The sequence below is a fragment of the Pseudomonas defluvii genome, assembly GCF_001695625.1.
Taxonomy (GTDB): domain Bacteria; phylum Pseudomonadota; class Gammaproteobacteria; order Pseudomonadales; family Pseudomonadaceae; genus Aquipseudomonas; species Aquipseudomonas defluvii.
In genome coordinates this window covers 1-19,202 of the sequence record NZ_MBPN01000050.1, presented here as the reverse complement: position 1 = coordinate 19,202, position 19,202 = coordinate 1, and the positions used below count along the sequence as shown (strand labels likewise).

Genomic DNA, 19,202 nt, shown 5'->3' with positions numbered 1-19,202 from the left:
CGTAGATGTCGAGTCGGGCATTCACCAACCCACCAAGCCGCATCGGTTGAGATCTTGGGTCGTACTGCTGACCTGCGGGGGCCAGTGAAAGGTTTGGGCAGGGGGGAGTCGTGGATCGTATCGGATAGCTCAACGAAAATCGCCGCATTGTTACGCGCCTAGAAAGACTCGCAAAACATTATGCGGCGACCGCCTCGCCTACTTGTTCCAGATAGCGTTTGAGAGCGCAATCTCCATATAAAATCCGAGGCAAATCAAAAGAATAAATTCTTACTCAGGCCGCCCCCAATAACCCTCAAAATCCTTCTAATCATAACCTCTTTTGCAATCCCTGCCACGGGCGGAAGCAGCAAACATTTAAACCATCAAAGAATCCTTACGGGGGCCGTTACACCATTTAATGCTCTTAATTTTTCAGCGCGCCTCTGTACGAGCCTATACCTCTCGAGACTTCCACCCTCCTCAGCATTCTCATGTATGTAGTGACGAAAAATAGCCACCTCGCGAATTTTTATCCTCCCAGTCTGCGGCAGACCCGGATAAGTATTAACACCACTCCTGCCTACAATCAGCACCTCATTATAGAGTCTCGTGTGATATAGCATATCTCCCGGAATGCGAATCTGATGAAAACCTTTCGGCATCAACTGCTTTCCATCAACCCTTATTCCTTTGTAAAGAGCATCCGTCAAAGCATTAGAATCCGTTACTCGCCTGCCGCCTGCGCTTCCAGGGTCCTTTACGGTTCCAGCATGATTAGGAAACCAGAGATCTTGATGATGCATACCCACAATATTCTGTATCGGCACATCCAATATAAAACCTAATTCCTGGAAAGAATTACGCCGCCTCGGGTTAAGCACATCCACAATCCCAACGCGATTAAAATCAATAAGCGTAGCACTGATGATATCCCATGTTGCAAACACATGTTCTGCAGGCAGAGTCATCAGCGGACTAGTTTTGTGAGGGTCTGGTTTGGCTTGTTTGGTTTTTTGATGATCTGGATCTTCTTCCTGATAATGTGGACGCAATGTATGTATTAATGCCCGACTCGGCCATAATTTACTCGTCTCCCATCGCTTCAGCAACTCAACCTTATTCATAGTACACCTCCATATTTAGCTCAAGGATTACAACAACCTCTACAAACCTATTAAACCTCCATTCACGGCCTCCCACGCACACACCTAGGATTCACCAATAACCACATCCATCCATTGCACTGCATTGCATTGCATTACTGACTTGTGCCATAAGTTGTTTGCGACACTTTTTCATGCAGCACTTAGCAATCAAGTATTAATCGACACAAACGCTGCATTAACAACTGCACAATCAAACCGCCTCACCCCCTGACTATCAAACGGCGCACCCGCACGCCCCACACGTAACTGCAAGCGCACTTCTTCGCCCTCGAAATCAAACACCAGCTGACGTGCCTCGGGATCTTCGGTCGGGATTTGCCGTGCCTGGTCGATCAGGCGAAACCAGGCCCACGGCCCGGTGCTTTTGCGGATGAGGGTGCGGCCGTCAAGCAGTGTCACGCTGGCCCGGATTTCACTGCCCAGGGCTTTGCCGGGCCATTCGAACAGTGCCGAACCCAGCGGCCCATGGCTGTAGTTCAAGCGCGCACCGTCGTAGTCCAGGGTGAAACTGGCGATGCGCTCGCTCATCATCAGCGGGCTGAGTTCGAATGCCAGCTGTGCCTGGTGTTGGCCTGCCGGGAAGAAGCTGTCGCGCAGCTGTGCGGCGTTCTCCAGGGTGGCCAGCAGTGGCGCACTGAGGCCGCCCACCGAGGCGCCCTCGTTCAAGCGCCAGGGGCGTGACCGGGTATCAAGTTGGCCGTCCAGGTGCTGCTCTACAAAGCGCTGCAGCAAGCCGTCGGCCGCAAACAACCGGTTGAAATCGTCCAGCGACGCCTGGGTGTCTGAATCGCCGTCGAACGGGTAACGCCCGCTCAGCGCACGCTCACAGAGGGGCGCGACGTCGCTGGCCCATGCACGTTCAAGCACGTGCCGGGTGTGTTGCTGCACGTGCTGCTGACCGACCTGAACGATGTCCAGCATCATGGGTTGAAGCAGCGCGGGCAGTTGCTCCACCTCTTCCCTCAGGCGTTGCAACGAATCGCTGGCGTCCATGGGCACTTTCTGCCGCACGCCCTGTTGGCTGGCGTCGATGAACAAGGCGGTGTCTTTCAAGGCGAGCAGCAGTTGCTCGGACGTGCTCACCGGTGCCTCGGCCGCCAGCCATTGGTGCAGGGGCTTGAAATGCTGGGTGACCGGATGAGGCAACGGGCTGACCGCCGGTACCGGTTGAGCCAGGCCGACCCGCTGCTGCAGGTGCTCGCCTTTCTGCAGGGCGCGCTCCAGCACGCCGTGGGATGGTAATACGGGCGATAGCTGGGTGTGGCGCGCCGCCGCGTGCAACAGTTCCAGCAACGGCGAGTCGCGTTGCGCCAGTTGCAACAACCGGCGCGGTACGTGTTCGGACTGATCCAGGCCGCTGACTTGCAGGTCGTCGAAAAACGCCTCCCACTGCTCGATATAGGCCTGGTGGTAGAGCGCTAGCACCTCGTCCTTGATGGGCTTGAGGCTCAGCACCTCAGCCTGCCCCATCAGGCGTCGCTCTTGAACCAGCGCTAGCGCCAGCATGGGCTCGACGCGTGCGCTAAAACGCCGGTGCCCCTCCACGGTGTAAAGCCCCGGTACCCCGCGGGCCTGGGGTTCTCCGCTGCGCTTGGTGAACAGCAACAGGCCGCCCGCGCCCAGTACAGAGGCGATACTGAATTCGCTCAAGGTGCGATCATCCACCTGCTCCAGTAGCTGCCGGTACAACCGGTGCGCCACAGGTTCAGCCGCCAGCTGGTTGCGCGCCTGCTCGATGAGCCCGCGGTCCAGTGGCCGTGGCGTGGACAGTGCCAGGCGCTTGAGCAACCGCTGCAGGTGCTCGTCCAACTGCTGATGCTGCGCGTCACTCAGGCGGCTTCCGGCACTGTCGCGAAAGGCGCTGGCGTACCACTCGCCCAGTGCTTGCGCATCAAAACGCCCTTCTCCGCCCAGCATCAGGTACAACGACAGGCTCTGGCGCAGTGTTGCTTCGCTAAGGGTTTGAGCACGGCGTAGACGGTCTTCGAGACGCTGCAGCAGATCGGCCAGCACCTGCTGTTCAAGGGCGTGGGCATAGGCTTGCGCCGCATGCAGCTGCAATTGACGACCGGTCGACCAGGGCAACCAGCCCTGGTCGAGGGTGTACGCCATGTGGGCGAGCCGGTCGAGCCGCAGCAGGGTGTCGCCCCCCAGCACCGGGGTGTTGGCATGATGGGGCGCCTGCTGTAACGCTGCTATCTGTTGATCGGCGTGTTCCAGGCGACGGGTCTGATCGCGGTGCAGGCTGAGCAACAGCAGGCCGAGCATCAGGCTGATTGCTGGCACCAGAATGTGTGCCCATGACCTGCCCCATGCCAGCCCCTGGCGCATTGGCGTGCGCAGTCGGCCGGGGCGCCAACAGGTGTGCAACGCCCGCAACAAGACCGGGGCCGGCGATTCGACCGTGGCCGGTTGTGCACTGAAACGCACCGACTGCAGGGCGACCTGGGCAATGCCGCGTTCTTGGGCCAGGGCCGTTTCCAGCACCGCCTGCAGGCTCATGGAGAGAGCGCGCCACATCGGCGTGAAGCCGAACAGCATGGAACGCACCTGAACATCCGGCTCACGCTGAAGACGCTCGAGCGCGGTGCTGTGCAGGTCGGCAATCAGCGCCCTCATGCGCGGGCCTAAGGTCGCGAGCAGGTCTCGGTTACGCAGGGCAGGCGCAAACGCCAGGCTCAATTCACGCCGGTCTGCCGCCAGCCACGCCAGCGACTCCGTGTACCCAGGCAGTTGCTCACAACCGCTGACGATCACCTGCACCGACAGGGCGTTACCAAAGCGACTGGCCAGTTCTTCAAGGCGCGCACGGAGCATCAGTGCCAACTGATCGCGTTCGGCGACGCTCGCTTTGTGTAACTGCACAGCCGACAGCACCAGCAGGATTCCGCGCGGCAGTGTGCCGCCAACCTCAGCCTGTTTGAGCTCATCGAGCAACAGACGCCACAGCCGTGCCTGCTCAGGTTGAGACGGGCTCAGCAGGCTGCCGTTGATATCGAACAGGGCGAAACCGCTCACCGTGGCGCAGCGCAGGTCGTCGTTGGCGTTGCCGCTCAGGCCGAGCAACGGGCCCTTGTCCAGCCCCGGCGGGCCGATCAGCAAGAACCCTGGCAACCGGCCACTGGCGCGTTGAAACCAGGCCTGCAGCCGCTCGCGCAGCAGCCGTTCCCGGTCCGAACAGGCCTCCTGCGGCGCGGCGTCGATCAAGGGCGCTGGATCGGTTTCCTTTGTGCGCCGACGCCGACGCAGCCATAGCACCAGTGCCAGGACGGCAAGCCCGGCGCAGAGCAGCAGACGGCTCGCCACGCTGGCCAAGGGTGCGTAACCATCGACTGCCAGACGCTGGCCATGCATCAGGACCAGGTACATCAGAATTACAAGGCCCAGCAGCGCCGCACAGGCGAACAGCAGGGTTTTCAGGGCGCGCAGAAGCATGGCAGCAACATCCGCAAGTAAAAGGTGTGGGGGAATGCCGTCTCAGTCAGCCTTGCGTGGGATAGGCGAAAATTTCCACGCGACGGTTTCGGGCACGGTTATCCGGGCTGTCATTGGCGAACAACGGTTCAAGCTCACCACGCCCCTCGGCGGTATAGCGCAGAGGGTCGATGTCATTGCCCACCAGCGCGCGAAGCACGGTCTCGGCACGGGCCAGTGACAATGCCTGATTGGAAATCAAGCGGGTCGCCACCGGCGTGTCGTCACTGTGGCCAATCACCTTGATGTGCACCGGCCACTGCTCCAGTGCAGCGGCAATACGCTTCAATACAGGCTCGTAGAGCGACGCCACTTCGCTACCGCCAGCAGCAAACAAACCGGAGGAACTGATCGTGATGCGCACGCCAAGGCCGTCTTCAAGCAGGTACAGGCGGCCAGCCCGTACGTCTGCGGACAGCGCCAGGGCCAGTTGCTGCGCCAAGCTGTTCAGCGGTGCCTGCTCCAGTGCCTGCAAGCGCACCAGGGTTTGGTAGGAACGGTTTTCCAGGTGATAGGCCAAGCCGGCCGCCAGCATCACCAGCAATGCCCCACACCCCCACCAGACATAACGACGACGGCTGAAGTAGTCATGACGCCAGCCACGCACCGGCTCATCCGGGCTGACCGTGGGCAGGTAGCCGCGTTGCATGCGAATCGTTTCGAACAGGTGGTTGCGCCGCAGCGCAAGCGCGGCGCGCCCTTCACTCTGAATGCGGTAGCGGCCCTCCAGGCCAAGGGCCAGGCACAGGTACATCACCTCCAGCAGCGGGAGGTTTTCCTCAGGCTTGAGCTCAGCTGCATCGAGGTAGCCAAAAAAACCGTCTCCACCCGAGGTCTGGCCATGGAAGATCATCAGCAGGCTGTGTTTCGACCACTCTCCCCTGCCCCATTCAGCACTGGAGATGGTTTCATCGAGCAGCGTACACATCGCATACTGGGCGCGTTCAACCAGGCTGACCGGTACGCGATCCTCCACCGCCTTTCGATGGAACGTACGCATCTGGGTAACCAGATGGGCGCGCAGATCATCAAGGTCGGGCGCCTGCTCAAGGCTGCGCAGCAACACGACCTCATACAGCAGGTCACTGGCATGCAGCCCAAGCCCTTCGCTACTCAGCGCGGGCAAGGCGTCATGTGGCCGTGCTGTCGGGGCCGGCAACGCCGACGCGCCCCAGCGCGCCTTGATGTTTGCAAGAGGGGTCCAGAAACGGCGTTTCATTGAGGCTCCTTGATCGCCCAGAAGGCCAGTTGCAAGCCCGGAAAATCACCGGCCACATGCAGGCCGAAACCGGCGCTGCTGCCAAGTGCCTGCCACAACGGGTTGTCGCGCTGAAGCTCGAAGTAGCTGAAGCCTGCGTAGTACGGCAGTTCACGCGGCGCGGCCGGCAGAACACAGACGTTGATTCCGGGTAGCTGCAGGTCGACGAGGTCGGCAACGCGTTCGCTTGGCCCAACCTTCAGGCACGTCGGGAACACCTTGCGCAGTTCGTCATCCGGCACTTGCGCACGCACTGCAAGTACAAAGCGGGCGCTGCCATACAGGCTGGTGTCGAGCACGGCGGCAACACGAATACCGTGTTCACGCTCATTCAAGGCCAGGGGCACTACATCGGTTCCGGCCTGCGCACTGAGGATATGAGCCAGGTCGATCATGACGGGGTCGAAGCTGTCGGCGAGCCGATCATGCCGGTACACCGGATAGGACTTTGGCCGCTTGCTGGTTTCAGAGAAAATCGCCAACTCACCGGCCAGGGCGACCAACTCACGGAACAGGACCTCGGGGTGCAAGCCCGGGTAGCTTGCAAGGTGGGCGAGCATCGGCTCGGCTCGGTTGATCGTCTGCAGCATCAGAAAATGATGGACCTCGGCGATTCCGCCCAGCCCTGGTACACCCATGTTGGTCGCCAACATGTAGCCCCGCTGCCGAACACGGCCGAGGAAGTCATCCACAAATGCCGCCAGCCGCGGCGCCAGGCGCCAGTTCAGAACCGGTGCGATGAAGGCCTCATCCAGGCTGACCTGGCCACCAGAACTGCGTTCAAGCACCCGGGCGACATCCAGGTACACATGTGACTGCTCGACGTCCTGCCGACGTGCCAGGCGCAGGTTGAGCCGGGCAAGCTGCAAGGTCGCCTCTGCGGCACCCTCGGCGGTGCTGTCCTGCACCGTGGCCTCCAGCTGATGGTAGCGCGACAGGCTGTCGGCGGCAGACGCGTGCTCGACGTCAATGTGTGCAGCGCCCGCTCTGGGCAAGGCCAATACCACGTCCAGCCCGCGTGCACCCTCAGGGACAACGAAGCCGGCCTGCGCCAGGCCTTGGCTATCGAGGCTGAACAGCGTGCCATCGGGTAGAACACCTGCACACTCGAGCAACTGGATTCGCCCCAGGAGCAACTGCGCCGGGTCGAGTTTCAATGCGCTGAACCCCCAGACGTTAGCCTGTACCGCTTGCAACCCTTGAACCAACTGCGCCTGCACGTGGCGTTGTTGCTGTTGGAAATGCTGCGGCTGGAGGAACATGCCTTCCGACCAGACAACGCCGTCATTGCTGAGCATGTGTTAAGCCCTCTGCTATTGGAATGGCCTGAACCGATACCCTGTCCCGCGCCAGGTTCACCTTCAGTACCTCGGGGCTTTGGGCTTGAAAGACATCTACCGCGCGCCATTGAGCGTTATCCAGGTCGCGGTACTCCGCTACCACGCCCACCAGGCGCATCTGCGGATGGGGTACGAAAAGGTGTTCGCGCCGTTCGCCAGGGCTTAACTGAAACGTCTCGCGCACGAGCCAGGTCGCATCGGCCGACGACTCATTGGCATGCTCAAGACGTGACAGGTCCGCCTTGAGGAAGGTTGTGGCATCGCTCAGTTGGTAGAACGTGAGCAACACAGGAGACGGACGACCGAAGAGGTTCGGATTGACATCGAGCGCCGCCACAATGTCCACGCGCTTTTTCGGGTCGAGTGGCGCAGGCGCCTGAAACCAGCCGAATGCCTGGCAGCCCTGCAGCAATCCCAGGGCCATCAGCAATGTGCCACGCAGCACCGTGCGCGGGACCTGTGCAATGGTGTTAGTCGCGGCCATCATCAGCCTCCTTGGGGGCTTTGGTTTTTTTCGGTTTTTGCGGTTGTTTGGGTGACGGCGCCTCTGCGGACGCCGAGCTACCCTCGCCGCCCCCGTTGATATCGACCTTGCCCTTGCCGTCGATGGCCACCATCGCGCCATTGATCGAAACCCCCTTGGGGCCTAACTCGACCGTGCTGGAACCGGCCTTGAGCACCAGCGTCTGGCCCGCTTCAAGGGTGATCGTCTGGCTGCCCTTGACGTCGACACTGCTGGCGCCGAGCTTGAACTTGCCGCCAACCTTGGTATCGCTGTCTGCGGCGATGTCCAGTGAATGCGCGCCGCCCAACTTGACCTGCTGATCAGCGCCCACCTCGAGCGAGCAACTGCCTTTGATCGCGCTGACCTGGTCGCCACCGACATCAAGTGAGTAGTCCGCGCTGACCCGAGCGTTAAGGTCACCCTCGATGTGCTCGTGGGCGTCTTTCATCACCTGGCGGTAAGCAGTGCCGCCTACCTTGAGGTGAATGTCGTTGCCGATGTGTTCAAAGGCATCGTTACGCACCGTGATGTCCTGGTTGCGCCCGGCATGGAACAACAACTGCTCGGCGCCGCCCTTGTCCTCGAAACGCAGTTCGTTGTAGACATCCTCGGCACCCAGCGACTGGCTCTTGATGCCACTGCGAGCGACCTGCGCGGGTAACGCGTAGGGTGGCCGCATGCCGCCGTTGTAGAGGCTCCCGGTCACCAGCGGACGGTCAGGATTGCCATCGAGAAATTCCACCACGACCTCTTGGCCTACCCGTGGCAGGAAAACCGCCCCCCAGCGCTGCCCGGCCAGGGGCTGCGCGACACGCACCCAGCATGAGCAGTTCTCGTTGCGCTGGTCGCTACGGTCCCAGTGGAACTGCACCTTGATCCGCCCGAATTCGTCGACCCACAGCGGCTCGCCCTCCTTGCCGACGACGAACGCGGTCTGCGGACCAACGATCTTTGGCCGTGGGGTCTTGAGTTCGGCGCGGTAGCAACCGTCGCTGCGGATTGCCACGACCTGACAACTGAAACGTGGGCCACTGACGCCGTAGGTCGAGGTCACACAAGTTGCCTGAAGGTGTGCCTGGACGATCAGGTACTGCGTGTTCTGGTTGTGCTCGGGATGCCCCTCAAGGGTGAAGCAGGCCCCGGGCAGAAGATACGGTGCGCAACCTGCTGCGCGGATGCGCTGCTGTTCGGCATTCAGCGCCTGTACCCGAACCTTGGTCGCTGCCTCACCCGCAGTGACGTCATTGAAGTGCCCTGGGTAGTGATAGTGTTCATAAGTGGCCTGATCATGCGCCATGACCACCGAGGCATCGGCGCCGAGCACGCTGGCTTCGCGGGTGTTGGCCTTGGTGAAATCGAAGTCGGTGGCACGCACTCGACCACTGCACAACACCTGCTCCGGCACCCACGCCGAAAAGCGATTGAACAGCTCGGGCTGCCCTCCACCCAGTTCAAACCGATGATCACCTTCAAGCAGCGTGTGCTCACTCATTGAATCGGTGATCACCAGGCAGTGCCCTTCAGCGGTGTGCCGGAAAAAGTAGTAAAGCCCGGCCTCCTCCATCAGGCGGCTGACAAAGGCGAAATCGCTCTCACCGAACTGCACGCAGTATTCCAATGCCGGGTACTGCTCAAGGGGCACGCAGTCCAGGTTTCCCGGGTATACGCTCAGCACCTCCTTGAGCACCTCAGGCGCCGACTTGCTTTGAAAAATCCGGCTGTTGCTCGCACAGGTTGCAAACCATAACCAGGGGCGCAGTAAAAACTCATAGCACGGCAGTTGGCCCTGATCCGCCACACGGCGGAAACCACAGATGTGCGCGTGCAGGACACGTGCAGGCGCTTGAAAGTCGTACGGGAGCTCGACGACCAGGGGCTGGCCCAGCCAATCATCGGCCTTCAGTTCGCCCTCCGGGCTCAGGGCCTTGACCGTGTATTCAAACAACTGGCTCAGCCCCTCGCTACCGTCCAGGCCGGCGAACAACAGCGCAGTGGAACCTGGCGGCCCGGCGAAGGAGCAGGAGGTAGGGGCGTGTTTTGCAGAAGCGCTAGTCACGTGCAGCCCCTCAGGCAATCATCGTTTTACGGGTACCGGGCTGAACGATCTTGATCACGCCCCCCCAGTTGCACAGGCAGGTGCATTGGCTATGCAGCGCCGGTTGCCCCGCGAGATGGGTCTTGGCAGCGCCGGGTGTCCAAGGCGAGGCAGTTGCCGGCACACAGGGCATTGGGGTCAGTACCCCCATTGCCGCAGACGTCGCGGCGGAGACCGTCGGATTGGCCATCGACGAACACACGCCGAACGGGGCGATGTTGACCATCGGCTTGTGGTCCATGATGTTGGCGGCGGGCTGGCCTTCAACGTTGTAGCGGTTTACCGGCAGTACAGCCAAGTTCGCAGGCGCAGCCCCGAATGAACACCGTAACAACGCCCCCATTACAACTTGTTCTGGCACAACAGCCCCTCCGCTGAATAATTGGTTACGTTATGCGGCAACCGACACCGATGAAAACGTGAAGCGGTATTTTGGCCAAAACCACGAAGCGTTAAATAGGAAAAATCCGAGAGGCACGAAGGATTTTCAGACAGTGTTTTATTCAACCCAATGGTTTGATCGCACACCCATTTCATCTATTCACCCGCCAAACGCATTTACCATTACGCGAAACAAGCAAACACCTCGCGCCCACATAGCTAACAGGCGCGCGGTGTTAAACCGTGCTGTTTTAAACCGAATTGTTTTAAACCGAACTGTAGCGAAGCAGCTTCTGTGGCCTGAGCCGCACGCCTTCAAACGTGGGGCGCCGACTAAAAAGCCTTAGTCATTGGCAAACTCGTAAATAATCCCTGCATCCCCAACCGATAAACTGACCCGTTGAGGCACGGTCTGATTTATTTCGCCCAGCAAGAATGCGCGACTGAGCTGCGGTAAAAGCCCATTCGTCAAGATGGAATCAACCATGCGCCCACCACTGTGTATATCGGTGCACTGGCTGACGATATAGTCCACCAATACCGCGTCATAGTGCAGCGGTACCTGATAACGCTGTTCTACGCGTGCGGCGACGCGCTTTAGTTGCAACTCGACAATACGGGCCAACATGTCGTCGTTGAGCGCAAAGTACGGAATGGCAACAAGGCGACCGAGCAGCGCGGGCGGGAACACGCGCAGCAGTTCCGGCTTGAGCAGCTGTTCAAGGTCTTGGTCCGTCTCGGTGCCTTGCCGGTTGAACAGCACTTCGGAGCCCACGTTGGTGGTCATCAGGATCAAGGTATTGCGAAAATCGATGACCTGGCCCTCGCCGTCTTCCATCCAGCCCTTGTCGAACACCTGGAAGAACACTTCATGGACGTCGGGGTGAGCCTTTTCAATCTCGTCGAGCAGGATCACGCAGTGCGGCCGACGGCGCACCGCCTCGGTCAAGACACCGCCTTCACCGTAACCGACATAACCTGGTGGCGCGCCCTTCAGCGAAGCGACCGTGTGCGGCTCCTGGTACTCGCTCATGTTGATCGTTACCAGGTTGTGTTCACCGCCATACAGCAGTTCCGCCAAGGCCAGGGCGGTTTCCGTCTTGCCTACGCCAGAAGGGCCGGCAAGCAGGAACACCCCTACCGGTTTACCCGGGTGATCGAGCCCGGCACGGGAGGTCTGAATACGACGGGCAATCGCTTCCATCGCATGGGATTGGCCAATGACACGCTCACCCAGGCGCTCGGCGAGGTTGAGAATGGTTTCAATTTCATTGCGCTGCAGGGTGCCCAGCGGAATGCCGGTCCAGCCTTGCAGCACGCTGGCCACCGACTGCGCGTCGACATCCGTCAGTACCAGGGCAGGCACTTCAGACTGGGCGGCGTGCAAGCGCTGCTGCAATGCTTCGGTGCGCTCCAGAAAGGCGGCCTGCAGTTCAGCCTGCTCCACGCTTGGCGCGAGGTGCTCGGTGCAGAGGCGTTCGCGCAACTGCTGGATCTCGCCGACCCAAGCGGTTTGCGCCTGCCAGCGCTTTTCCAGCTCAGCACTGCGCTGCTGTTCATCGCGCAGTTGCTGCGAAAGACGTTGCAGGCGCTCAGGGTCGAGCAGGCCAATGGCCTGCTCCGTTTGCACCACCACTTTTTCAGCGCGCAGGTTTGCAATGCGCTCGCGGCTGTCAGCCAGTTGTGCGGGCATCGCTTGCTGACTGATGCCAACCCGCGCACAGGCGGTGTCGAGCAGGCTGATGGCTTTATCCGGGAGTTGGCGATCCGGCAGATAACGGTGTGACAGGTGGACGGCAGCCACCACCGCCTCATCGAGGATCTGCACCCGATGGTGACGCTGCAACGTGGGCAGCACACTGCGCAGCATGGTGATCGCAACCTCGGGGCTCGGTTCGTCTACCCGCAGTACCTGAAAACGTCGCTTGAGCGCGGGGTCCTTCTCGATGTGCTTTTTATACTCGCTCCAGGTCGTGGCGCCGATCGTACGCAGCTTGCCCCGCGCCAGCATCGGCTTGAGCAGGTTGGCCGCGTCACCGGTACCGGCCTGGCCGCCTGCGCCGACCAGGGTATGCACTTCGTCGATGAACAAGAGTGTCGGTTGCGTGGCCGCCTGCACCTCGTCGACCACCTGGCGCAGGCGCTGCTCGAACTCGCCCTTGACGCTGGCACCGGCCTGCAACAAGCCGATATCCAGCGCCAGCACGCGGGCCCCGAGGAACGCTTCGGGCACGTCACCGGCGACAATTCGCTGGGCAAAGCCCTCGACCACAGCGGTTTTCCCAACGCCTGCCTCACCGGCCAGCAATGGGTTGTTCTGACGCCGACGCATCAAAATGTCGATGAGTTGACGCACCTCCTCATTGCGCCCCAGCACCGGGTCGAGGTTGCCAAGCCGTGCCTGCTCGGTGAGGTCGCTGGTGTAACGCTGCAATGTGCTGGATGCTTCACGGGGCTGGTCCGCTAGTGCCCCGTGACCGGGTACCACGGGCTGCTCAGGTGAACGCTGGACAATTTCGTGGAACTGTTCGAGCAGCGTCTCACGATTGATCTTCTCGAACTCACGGGACATTGCGAACAAGGTATGCCGCAAGCTTCCCGTACCCAGCACACCGAGCAACAAGTGACCGCTGCGAATTCTGCTCGCATCCAGTTGCAGCGCCCCATACAACCAGCCGCGCTCCATGGCTTCGTCCAACTGAGCGGAAAGGTCGACGACCGAGGCCGCCTGCGCGGGCAAGCGGTCGAGGGCACTGATCAAATCGCTGGAAAGCGTGCCCGCGTTCAGGCCGAAGCGCTCGTTGATGCGTCGCAGGTCGGAGTCTGGCTGTTGCAGCACCAGCTGGAACCAATGCACCAGCTCAACGTAAGGGTTGCCTCGTACCCGACACAAGGTTGTGGCGGACTCCATCGCCTGATAAGCCAAGGTGTCGAGCTTTCCAAAAAGCTTGGCGCGGCTGATGTCAGTCATGGCGCAGTTCCTGTTGTAGTCATTGAAGACGAGCCGGGGTCAGAACACAGGCTCGTGGTTGAGTCGCGGGGCGGTTGCTGGACAACCAGGAGGTCAGGCCGAGGGACAGATTGCCCCCCAGACGCATCGGCGTATTGGCACTCGGTGCGAGCAGCAGTTGCACATCCCACTCAAAGCCGCAGCCCAGGTAGTCATCCACCAGCCGTGCCAGGTCGCGCAACGCCTCGGTGCCAGGCAAGAAGCTTGTCATATCGGCCAGCGACAGCGGCCCGAGTGTCACGCGAACGCTGTGCTGGACATTCCACGCCCTGCGCCCGAGCAAGGAACTGCGCCCCAGTTGCGCGGCCTCGGTGCCAGCACCCAATTGCAGTTGATCTGTCGGCGCCAATGCACTCCAGCGCCCATGCCATTGATGCAGGGTGACGGGCACCTGCAGGTGATCGCGCAACACACCCAGCAGGCCCTCGGCACTGCGTCGCTGGTCGAGGTATTGGCTGGCGTAATAGCGTTCGCTGTGTGGAACGAACGCTTGCACATACTCGGAAAAACGGTCCTGGTTTGGCCGGTCGGCGCAGACAACCGGGCGCACCATTGCCCAGCTGCGATACAACAGGCACAGCAGGCGGTGGTGAAAGATGTCCAGAAAACTGGCCAGTGTTCCGTCGTTGTGGTTGATCTGCCGGGACAAGGCCTCTTCACTGAAGGGCAACGGCATCGGGCCATTGACCCCGGTCAGGCCAAAAAAGGTCACCCGCAACTGTGGCGGCAGCCCCTCGCGCAGTTGCAGGTTGCGCAGCATGGCCGGCTCGAAGGCCAGTGACACCGCCTGGCCCAGGCGCAGTAGATCCTCTCGCAGGTGTTCCGACGTGCCCAGGCGCGGGCGCTGCGGGTCGAGCGCATCCAGGCAGCGCAACGCGCTGAAAAAATCGAAACGCCAGGCCTGACGCTGCAGTTGCTCCCAAGGGCTCACAGGGTCATGCATTGGCTACTCCTCACCGGCCAACGCATGATCATCCCGCGTCCCACGGTGTACAGCACGGTCTGGGTAAACGCATTGATGGCCGCATAGCGGGCGAAAAAGACATCCAGCACCGCACCGAAAGCAACAGTACCAATGCCCTCGCAAGCGGCATCATCGAGGGTCAGATGCAGTTGCAAGCCACGGCCGAACGCTACCGGCCCGCTGCCGGGCAAGCGCTGTGTCAGCGCGGTGGCGCGCAAGGAAACGATGCCTTCAAGCAGGCGCTGCAGCACCGCATCATCCGGGGCGATGTAAAGCGATAGCAGTTCGCGCAACGCCTGTGCCCCGGCCAGTCCATCGTCATTGGCCAGTGGCAGGTAGTTCCGCGACAAATGCTGAATTGCCTGCCAGGGCCCCTCGCCCGAAACCGGCACAGCGAGCGGCGTCGACGGGCCAGCCAGCCTGCGAATGGCCAGTACGGGGGCACTGACATCCAGGACAAAATCGGTATTGCCCTTGCCGAAGCCAATGTGCAACGGCAGGTCGCGGTTTGAGCAGAGTACTTCAGCCGCCAGTTGATGCAGGTCCGGTCGATACGGCGGGTGCTGAGGGTCTACCAGGGCAATCGACAGGTCGCTGCCCGCATAAGACGGCTTGCCATGCAGGGCAGCCGAGCGCGGGCGGCTGGGCGCCCGGTGTACCTGGAAAAAGCCGGTGCCGGCTGCGTCGGTTGCCCGCGCCTGCGGCGAATACAATGGCACAAAGCGCTGGCGCTCGCGGCTGCCGCTAAAGTAGCCGTGCACCTCCAGCACCTGATGAACTTCGTGGTTCAAGGGGTTCGCCTGGTCGACCAGCACAGGAATCTCCGGCCGATGGTGCAACACGTTGATGCGATCAGTACGTTTCTGGAACAGGTTCTGCACCGGCGCACAGAACAGATTGAACATCGAACCATCGAGCCCGGCGGGCAGCTGATTGGACAACGGCGCCAACACGATCAGCAGTTCCAGGTGCTCACCATCGCACCGGCGTACTGCGGGGCCCAACCCGGACAGGTTGATAAAGCGCTGCCCTTCGGGAAACGCCAGAAAACGCCTGAGCAGCGCAAAGCCGGCGTGCCCGCTGACGCCACGCAAGGGTTCCTGTGTGTCAGGCGCGCCTTCAAGATTGGCCTGGGTGATGCACGCGGGCTCAATGAATTCGCACCACGCCGGGGTGTCCTCAGACGGCCTTGCAAGCACACCGACTGCACGCGAGAGCAGCGCTTCGTGAACCGCCAGCGCCCCTGCCCCACTCAAGTAAACGCACAGCGCGTCCAGAGCAATCTGCTTGAACGTGACGCCCGTGGTGGTTCGCAAGCGCAGCCGCAACACCGAGTGCGCCTGGCCGGTAAACCTGGCAGGCAACCCTGATAGCAGGCTGGTACTGGCAAGGTAGTCGGCAGACTCGATCTGCACCGGCCACAAGGTGACCGGCTGAGTACTACGCCACTCACACCGCACGGTGCGCCCGTCAAGCTCGGCAACCGCGCTCAACGCGGTACTGGCGGGCAGGCAGAAGCCATTGAGCAGGCTGCCCTGATGTTTGTCCGGCGTGAACTGCACCACCGCCATGGACGGCAGTGGCATTAACGATTGAGGCTGGAGCTGCTCCAGCAGGTTGCCGGTGAACTGCGGAAACTCCGACGCCATCTGCAGTTGAATGCGGGCCGTCAGGAACCCCAGCCCCTCGAGCAGACGCTCCACACCGGGGTCGTGGCTGTGTTGGGTGTCCAGGCCAATGTGGCTTGCCACCTTGGGGTAGGCCTTGGCAAATTCGGCAGCCCCTTCTCGCAGGAACTGCAATTCGCGCTCGTACAAGCGCAACAGTCGCTCATCCATGCCGCCCCCTGAACGGTGCTGTATCGAGGTGTACCGCACCACTTTGGGTATTCCAGATGGAGCGAAAGGTGAACGGGTGAGCGACCTCTGCATCGCGCAGTTGCCCCTCGATGACCATCTGTATTTCGAACAGGGGCGCTTCGGTGCGGCTTATCCAGGAAACCTGCAAGCTGTGGCGAATCACCCTTGGCTCGTAGGCCAGAATGGCCTGATGAATACGCTTCACCAGAGCCTCCGGAGAAAAACTGGAGAGTGTCTCGCCCGCAATGCTGTCAATCCCGTAGTTCAGTACAGAGCGAGCGACGTAAGGCGCTTGGCTGAGGTCCAGTGTGCTGACAAGCCCACGGGTATTTAGCAGCGTGCTCAGATCTTCGCGTAAACGGGACAGTTGCCCATCCTTGCTTGCTGTGGCGTTCGGGGAAGCCACAGCATGGAAGTTCACGCTTAAACGCTCCAGCAAGGTATGGGCGCAGCTCTTCATGGGTAAACCTGATCGGTCACGATTAACTGGAAACACAACAGAATCGATACAACACGCTCAAGGTGAACCCCAATCAGCGTTCACCTTGGCTATGCCGACCGTGCTGTTACGCAGCTGGTGCGCTGTTACTAATTAAGTCGTACGATTTTTCCACGAAGCCTTTTTTCACCCCACCATCAAAATAATGGTACTCGTATTTGATCTCTGAAAAATTCAGCGTAATGTGTTCCGACGGACGATTACCACTTGAGCCTTGCGTAGAATAAGAGCTAACGATTGGATCGCCCAACTCAAGCGACACCATTTTCTGCAGCGTTTTATTTGACCCTGCGGCGTGCAAACTTACTATAGTAGCCTTAGTGAACGCCGTACCAATTTTCGCTTGAATAAAAAACTCCGGCGACGTCTTATCCGCTCCCTTTGTCAGCATCAGCTCAGAAACATGGGCATTACTAACATCACGATCATTCCCATGCACTTGAATGTGTCGTGCGGAATTAATAGCGTACGATTCGAAGACAATCCAATCTTCATAACCCTTGACGGTGGAAGTCCCTTTAATCTCCGGCTCAAATTTTACCAAAATCATGTATTTCTCCTAGCATATAAAATAGTGAGTATTTCACGCTTTTACAGATGGCAACTTCGAAACCAGGCGCAATGAAACCGTCAGGCCTTCCAGCTGGTAGTGCGGACGCAAGAAAAACTTGGCCCGATAAAACCCTGGATTCGCCGCGTCCTCTTCGACCATAACTTCCGCAGCCGCCAGCGGCTTGCGCGCTTTATCGATATCCGTCGCCGTTGCCGGGTTCAGATCGACATAACGCATGATCCAACTGTTAAGCCAGTCCTCTAAGTCCGCACGCTCTTTGAACGAGCCGATCTTGTCGCGCACGATGCACTTCAAGTAGTGGGCAAAACGGCAGGTAGCGAACAGGTAAGGCAAGCGCGCGGCCAATTGCGCGTTCGAGGTTGCATCGGGGTCGTCGTACTGCTGCGGGCTATGCAGCGACTGCGCCCCGATAAACGCCGCTACCGACGTGTTCTTGCAATGCACCAGCGGCATGAAACCGTTGTTCGCCAGTTCCAGCTCGCGACGATCACTGATGGCGATCTCGGTTGGGCAGGTCATGTCAACACCACCGTCTTCGCTCGGGTAGGTGTGCACGGGAAGCCCGCTGATTGCACCACCCGACTCGATACCGCGGATCTGCGAGCACCAACCAAACTGCTTGAACGACTGGTTGATGTTCAAGCCCATGGCATAAGCCGCATTGACCCAGAGGTAGTTGCTGGCGTCACCCTGGGTCACTTCTTCAAAGTTGAAATTTTCCACCGGCGCGGTTTTCGCGCCGTAAGGAATACGCCCGAGGAAACGCGGCAGTGTCAGGCCCACGTAGCGCGAGTCTTCGGAGCTGCGCAGGTTGCGCCACGCCGCATGCTCAGGGGTCTGGAAGATCTTGCTCAAGTCACGTGGGTTGGCCAGCTCTTGCCACGAGTCCATCAGCAGCGCGCCTGGGTCGGCAGCGCTGATCAATGGCGCATGGGCTGCCGCCGCGATCTTGGCCATGGACGACAGCAGCTCGACATCCGGCGGGCTGTTGTCAAAGTAGTAGTCGGCAATCAGTACACCGAAGGGCTCGCCACCAAACTGGCCGTACTCGTGCTCATAGATCTTCTTGAACAACGGGCTTTGGTCCCAGGCCGCGCCTTTGAACTTTTTCAGTTCACGGGCCAGATCGCCCTTGGAGACGTTGAAGAAGCGAATCTTCAGTTTCTCGTCGGTTTCCGTATTGCTGACCAAATAATGCAAACCGCGCCAGGACGCTTCGAGCTTCTGGAAGTCGTCGTGGTGCAAGATCGCATTGATCTGGCTCGACAACTTGCTGTCGATCGCGGCGATAAGCGCCTCAATGGTGCTCAGCGTGTCGTCCGCAATCAGGTGCGATGCGCTCAGTGCCTGCTCAGCCAGGGTGTGCACCGCAGCGTGCAGCGCTTCACTGGCCCGCTCACTGCGCGGCTTGAACTCGCGTTGCAGCAGGCTGCCGAAACTATCGGGAGCATCGGTAGTCAGCTGACTGTCAGCGACCTGTATCTGTTCAGTTGCAGCCATGGCGGCTTACCTCATTCAGTGGTTTGGGCAGGAGACTTCGCTTGCGCCAGCAGCGAACTCATGAGCGCAGGGTCCTGGAGCAACTGCGCGACCAGTTGCTCAGCGCCACTCTTGCCATCCATGTAGGTCAAGAGGTTGGAGAGCTGATTGCGCGCCTCCAACAACTTGCTGAGGGGTTCGACATTGCGTGCGATAGCGCCCGGGCTGAAGTCGTCCATGCTCTTGATATCCAGGGCAATGGACAGCTGGCCTTCGCCGGTCAGTTCATTCTTGACTGCAAACTTCAACGACGGCGCAATGGCATTCATGCGCTCATCGAAGTTATCAATATCAATTTCCAGAAACTTCCGATCGGCCACGGACGGCAAGTGCGCAGTATTGGCACCCGACAAATCCGTCAATACACCGTTCACAAAAGGAATTTCTACTGTTTTCTCAGCACCGTAGAGTTCGACGTCGTAGTCGATCTGAACCCGCGGCGCGCGGTTACGACCAATAAACTTTTGCCCACTATTACTGGCTCTTCGCATTTAAGGGTGTAGAAAAAATCTGACCGGCTGGAAAAGGAGTCGAGGATCTTAGAAAATGTAAGCTC

At 59.9% G+C, this 19,202-nt stretch carries 14 protein-coding genes; all 14 read right to left on the bottom strand.

The genetic code is table 11. The annotated features are described in order from the left end of the window. Window positions 1-365: 365 nt before the first annotated feature. The gene (locus tag EKA13_RS14950; RefSeq protein WP_065760186.1) at window positions 366-1,106 is read right to left on the bottom strand and encodes a hypothetical protein; all 741 of its coding nucleotides are present in this window, start codon (window positions 1,104-1,106) and stop codon (window positions 366-368) included. A gap of 189 nt (window positions 1,107-1,295) precedes the next feature. Continuing rightward, window positions 1,296-4,583, bottom strand: coding sequence for a type VI secretion system membrane subunit TssM (gene tssM / locus EKA13_RS14945; RefSeq protein ID WP_065760185.1), 3,288 nt, complete (start codon window positions 4,581-4,583; stop codon window positions 1,296-1,298). Window positions 4,584-4,629: 46 nt separating this feature from the next. Continuing rightward, the gene (gene icmH, locus EKA13_RS14940) at window positions 4,630-5,841 is read right to left on the bottom strand and encodes a type IVB secretion system protein IcmH/DotU (RefSeq protein WP_065760184.1); all 1,212 of its coding nucleotides are present in this window, start codon (window positions 5,839-5,841) and stop codon (window positions 4,630-4,632) included. Further along, complete coding sequence (tssK, locus tag EKA13_RS14935; RefSeq protein ID WP_065760183.1) at window positions 5,838-7,178, bottom strand: type VI secretion system baseplate subunit TssK; 1,341 nt, start codon at window positions 7,176-7,178, stop codon at window positions 5,838-5,840. Before tssK ends, icmH begins: the two co-directional genes overlap by 4 nt. Beyond that, window positions 7,165-7,704 (bottom strand): type VI secretion system lipoprotein TssJ, encoded by a 540-nt coding sequence (gene tssJ / locus EKA13_RS14930; protein WP_065760182.1) that lies wholly within the window; start codon window positions 7,702-7,704, stop codon window positions 7,165-7,167. The genes tssK and tssJ overlap by 14 nt, the downstream gene beginning before the upstream one ends. Beyond that, the gene (locus EKA13_RS14925) at window positions 7,691-9,781 is read right to left on the bottom strand and encodes a type VI secretion system Vgr family protein (RefSeq protein WP_065760181.1); all 2,091 of its coding nucleotides are present in this window, start codon (window positions 9,779-9,781) and stop codon (window positions 7,691-7,693) included. Before EKA13_RS14925 ends, tssJ begins: the two co-directional genes overlap by 14 nt. Before the next feature lie 10 nt (window positions 9,782-9,791). After that, window positions 9,792-10,163: a DUF4280 domain-containing protein gene (locus tag EKA13_RS14920; protein ID WP_065760180.1), complete on the bottom strand. Its 372-nt coding sequence runs from the start codon at window positions 10,161-10,163 to the stop codon at window positions 9,792-9,794. A 381-nt stretch (window positions 10,164-10,544) separates the two neighbouring features. Beyond that, the gene (gene tssH / locus EKA13_RS14915) at window positions 10,545-13,172 is read right to left on the bottom strand and encodes a type VI secretion system ATPase TssH (RefSeq protein WP_065760179.1); all 2,628 of its coding nucleotides are present in this window, start codon (window positions 13,170-13,172) and stop codon (window positions 10,545-10,547) included. A 19-nt stretch (window positions 13,173-13,191) separates the two neighbouring features. Then, a complete protein-coding gene (tssG, locus tag EKA13_RS14910) occupies window positions 13,192-14,154 on the bottom strand; it encodes a type VI secretion system baseplate subunit TssG (protein WP_065760178.1) in 963 nt (320 codons plus the stop codon). Next, window positions 14,139-16,013: a type VI secretion system baseplate subunit TssF gene (tssF, locus tag EKA13_RS14905; RefSeq protein ID WP_065760177.1), complete on the bottom strand. Its 1,875-nt coding sequence runs from the start codon at window positions 16,011-16,013 to the stop codon at window positions 14,139-14,141. The genes tssG and tssF overlap by 16 nt, the downstream gene beginning before the upstream one ends. Beyond that, window positions 16,006-16,494: a type VI secretion system baseplate subunit TssE gene (gene tssE, locus EKA13_RS14900; RefSeq protein WP_245704339.1), complete on the bottom strand. Its 489-nt coding sequence runs from the start codon at window positions 16,492-16,494 to the stop codon at window positions 16,006-16,008. Before tssE ends, tssF begins: the two co-directional genes overlap by 8 nt. A 106-nt stretch (window positions 16,495-16,600) precedes the next feature. Then, complete coding sequence (locus tag EKA13_RS14895) at window positions 16,601-17,083, bottom strand: Hcp family type VI secretion system effector (protein ID WP_065760176.1); 483 nt, start codon at window positions 17,081-17,083, stop codon at window positions 16,601-16,603. Between the two features lie 33 nt (window positions 17,084-17,116). Beyond that, window positions 17,117-18,607, bottom strand: coding sequence for a type VI secretion system contractile sheath large subunit (gene tssC, locus EKA13_RS14890; protein WP_065760175.1), 1,491 nt, complete (start codon window positions 18,605-18,607; stop codon window positions 17,117-17,119). A gap of 11 nt (window positions 18,608-18,618) precedes the next feature. Then, a complete protein-coding gene (tssB, locus tag EKA13_RS14885) occupies window positions 18,619-19,137 on the bottom strand; it encodes a type VI secretion system contractile sheath small subunit (RefSeq protein ID WP_065760174.1) in 519 nt (172 codons plus the stop codon). Window positions 19,138-19,202: the final 65 nt, after the last annotated feature.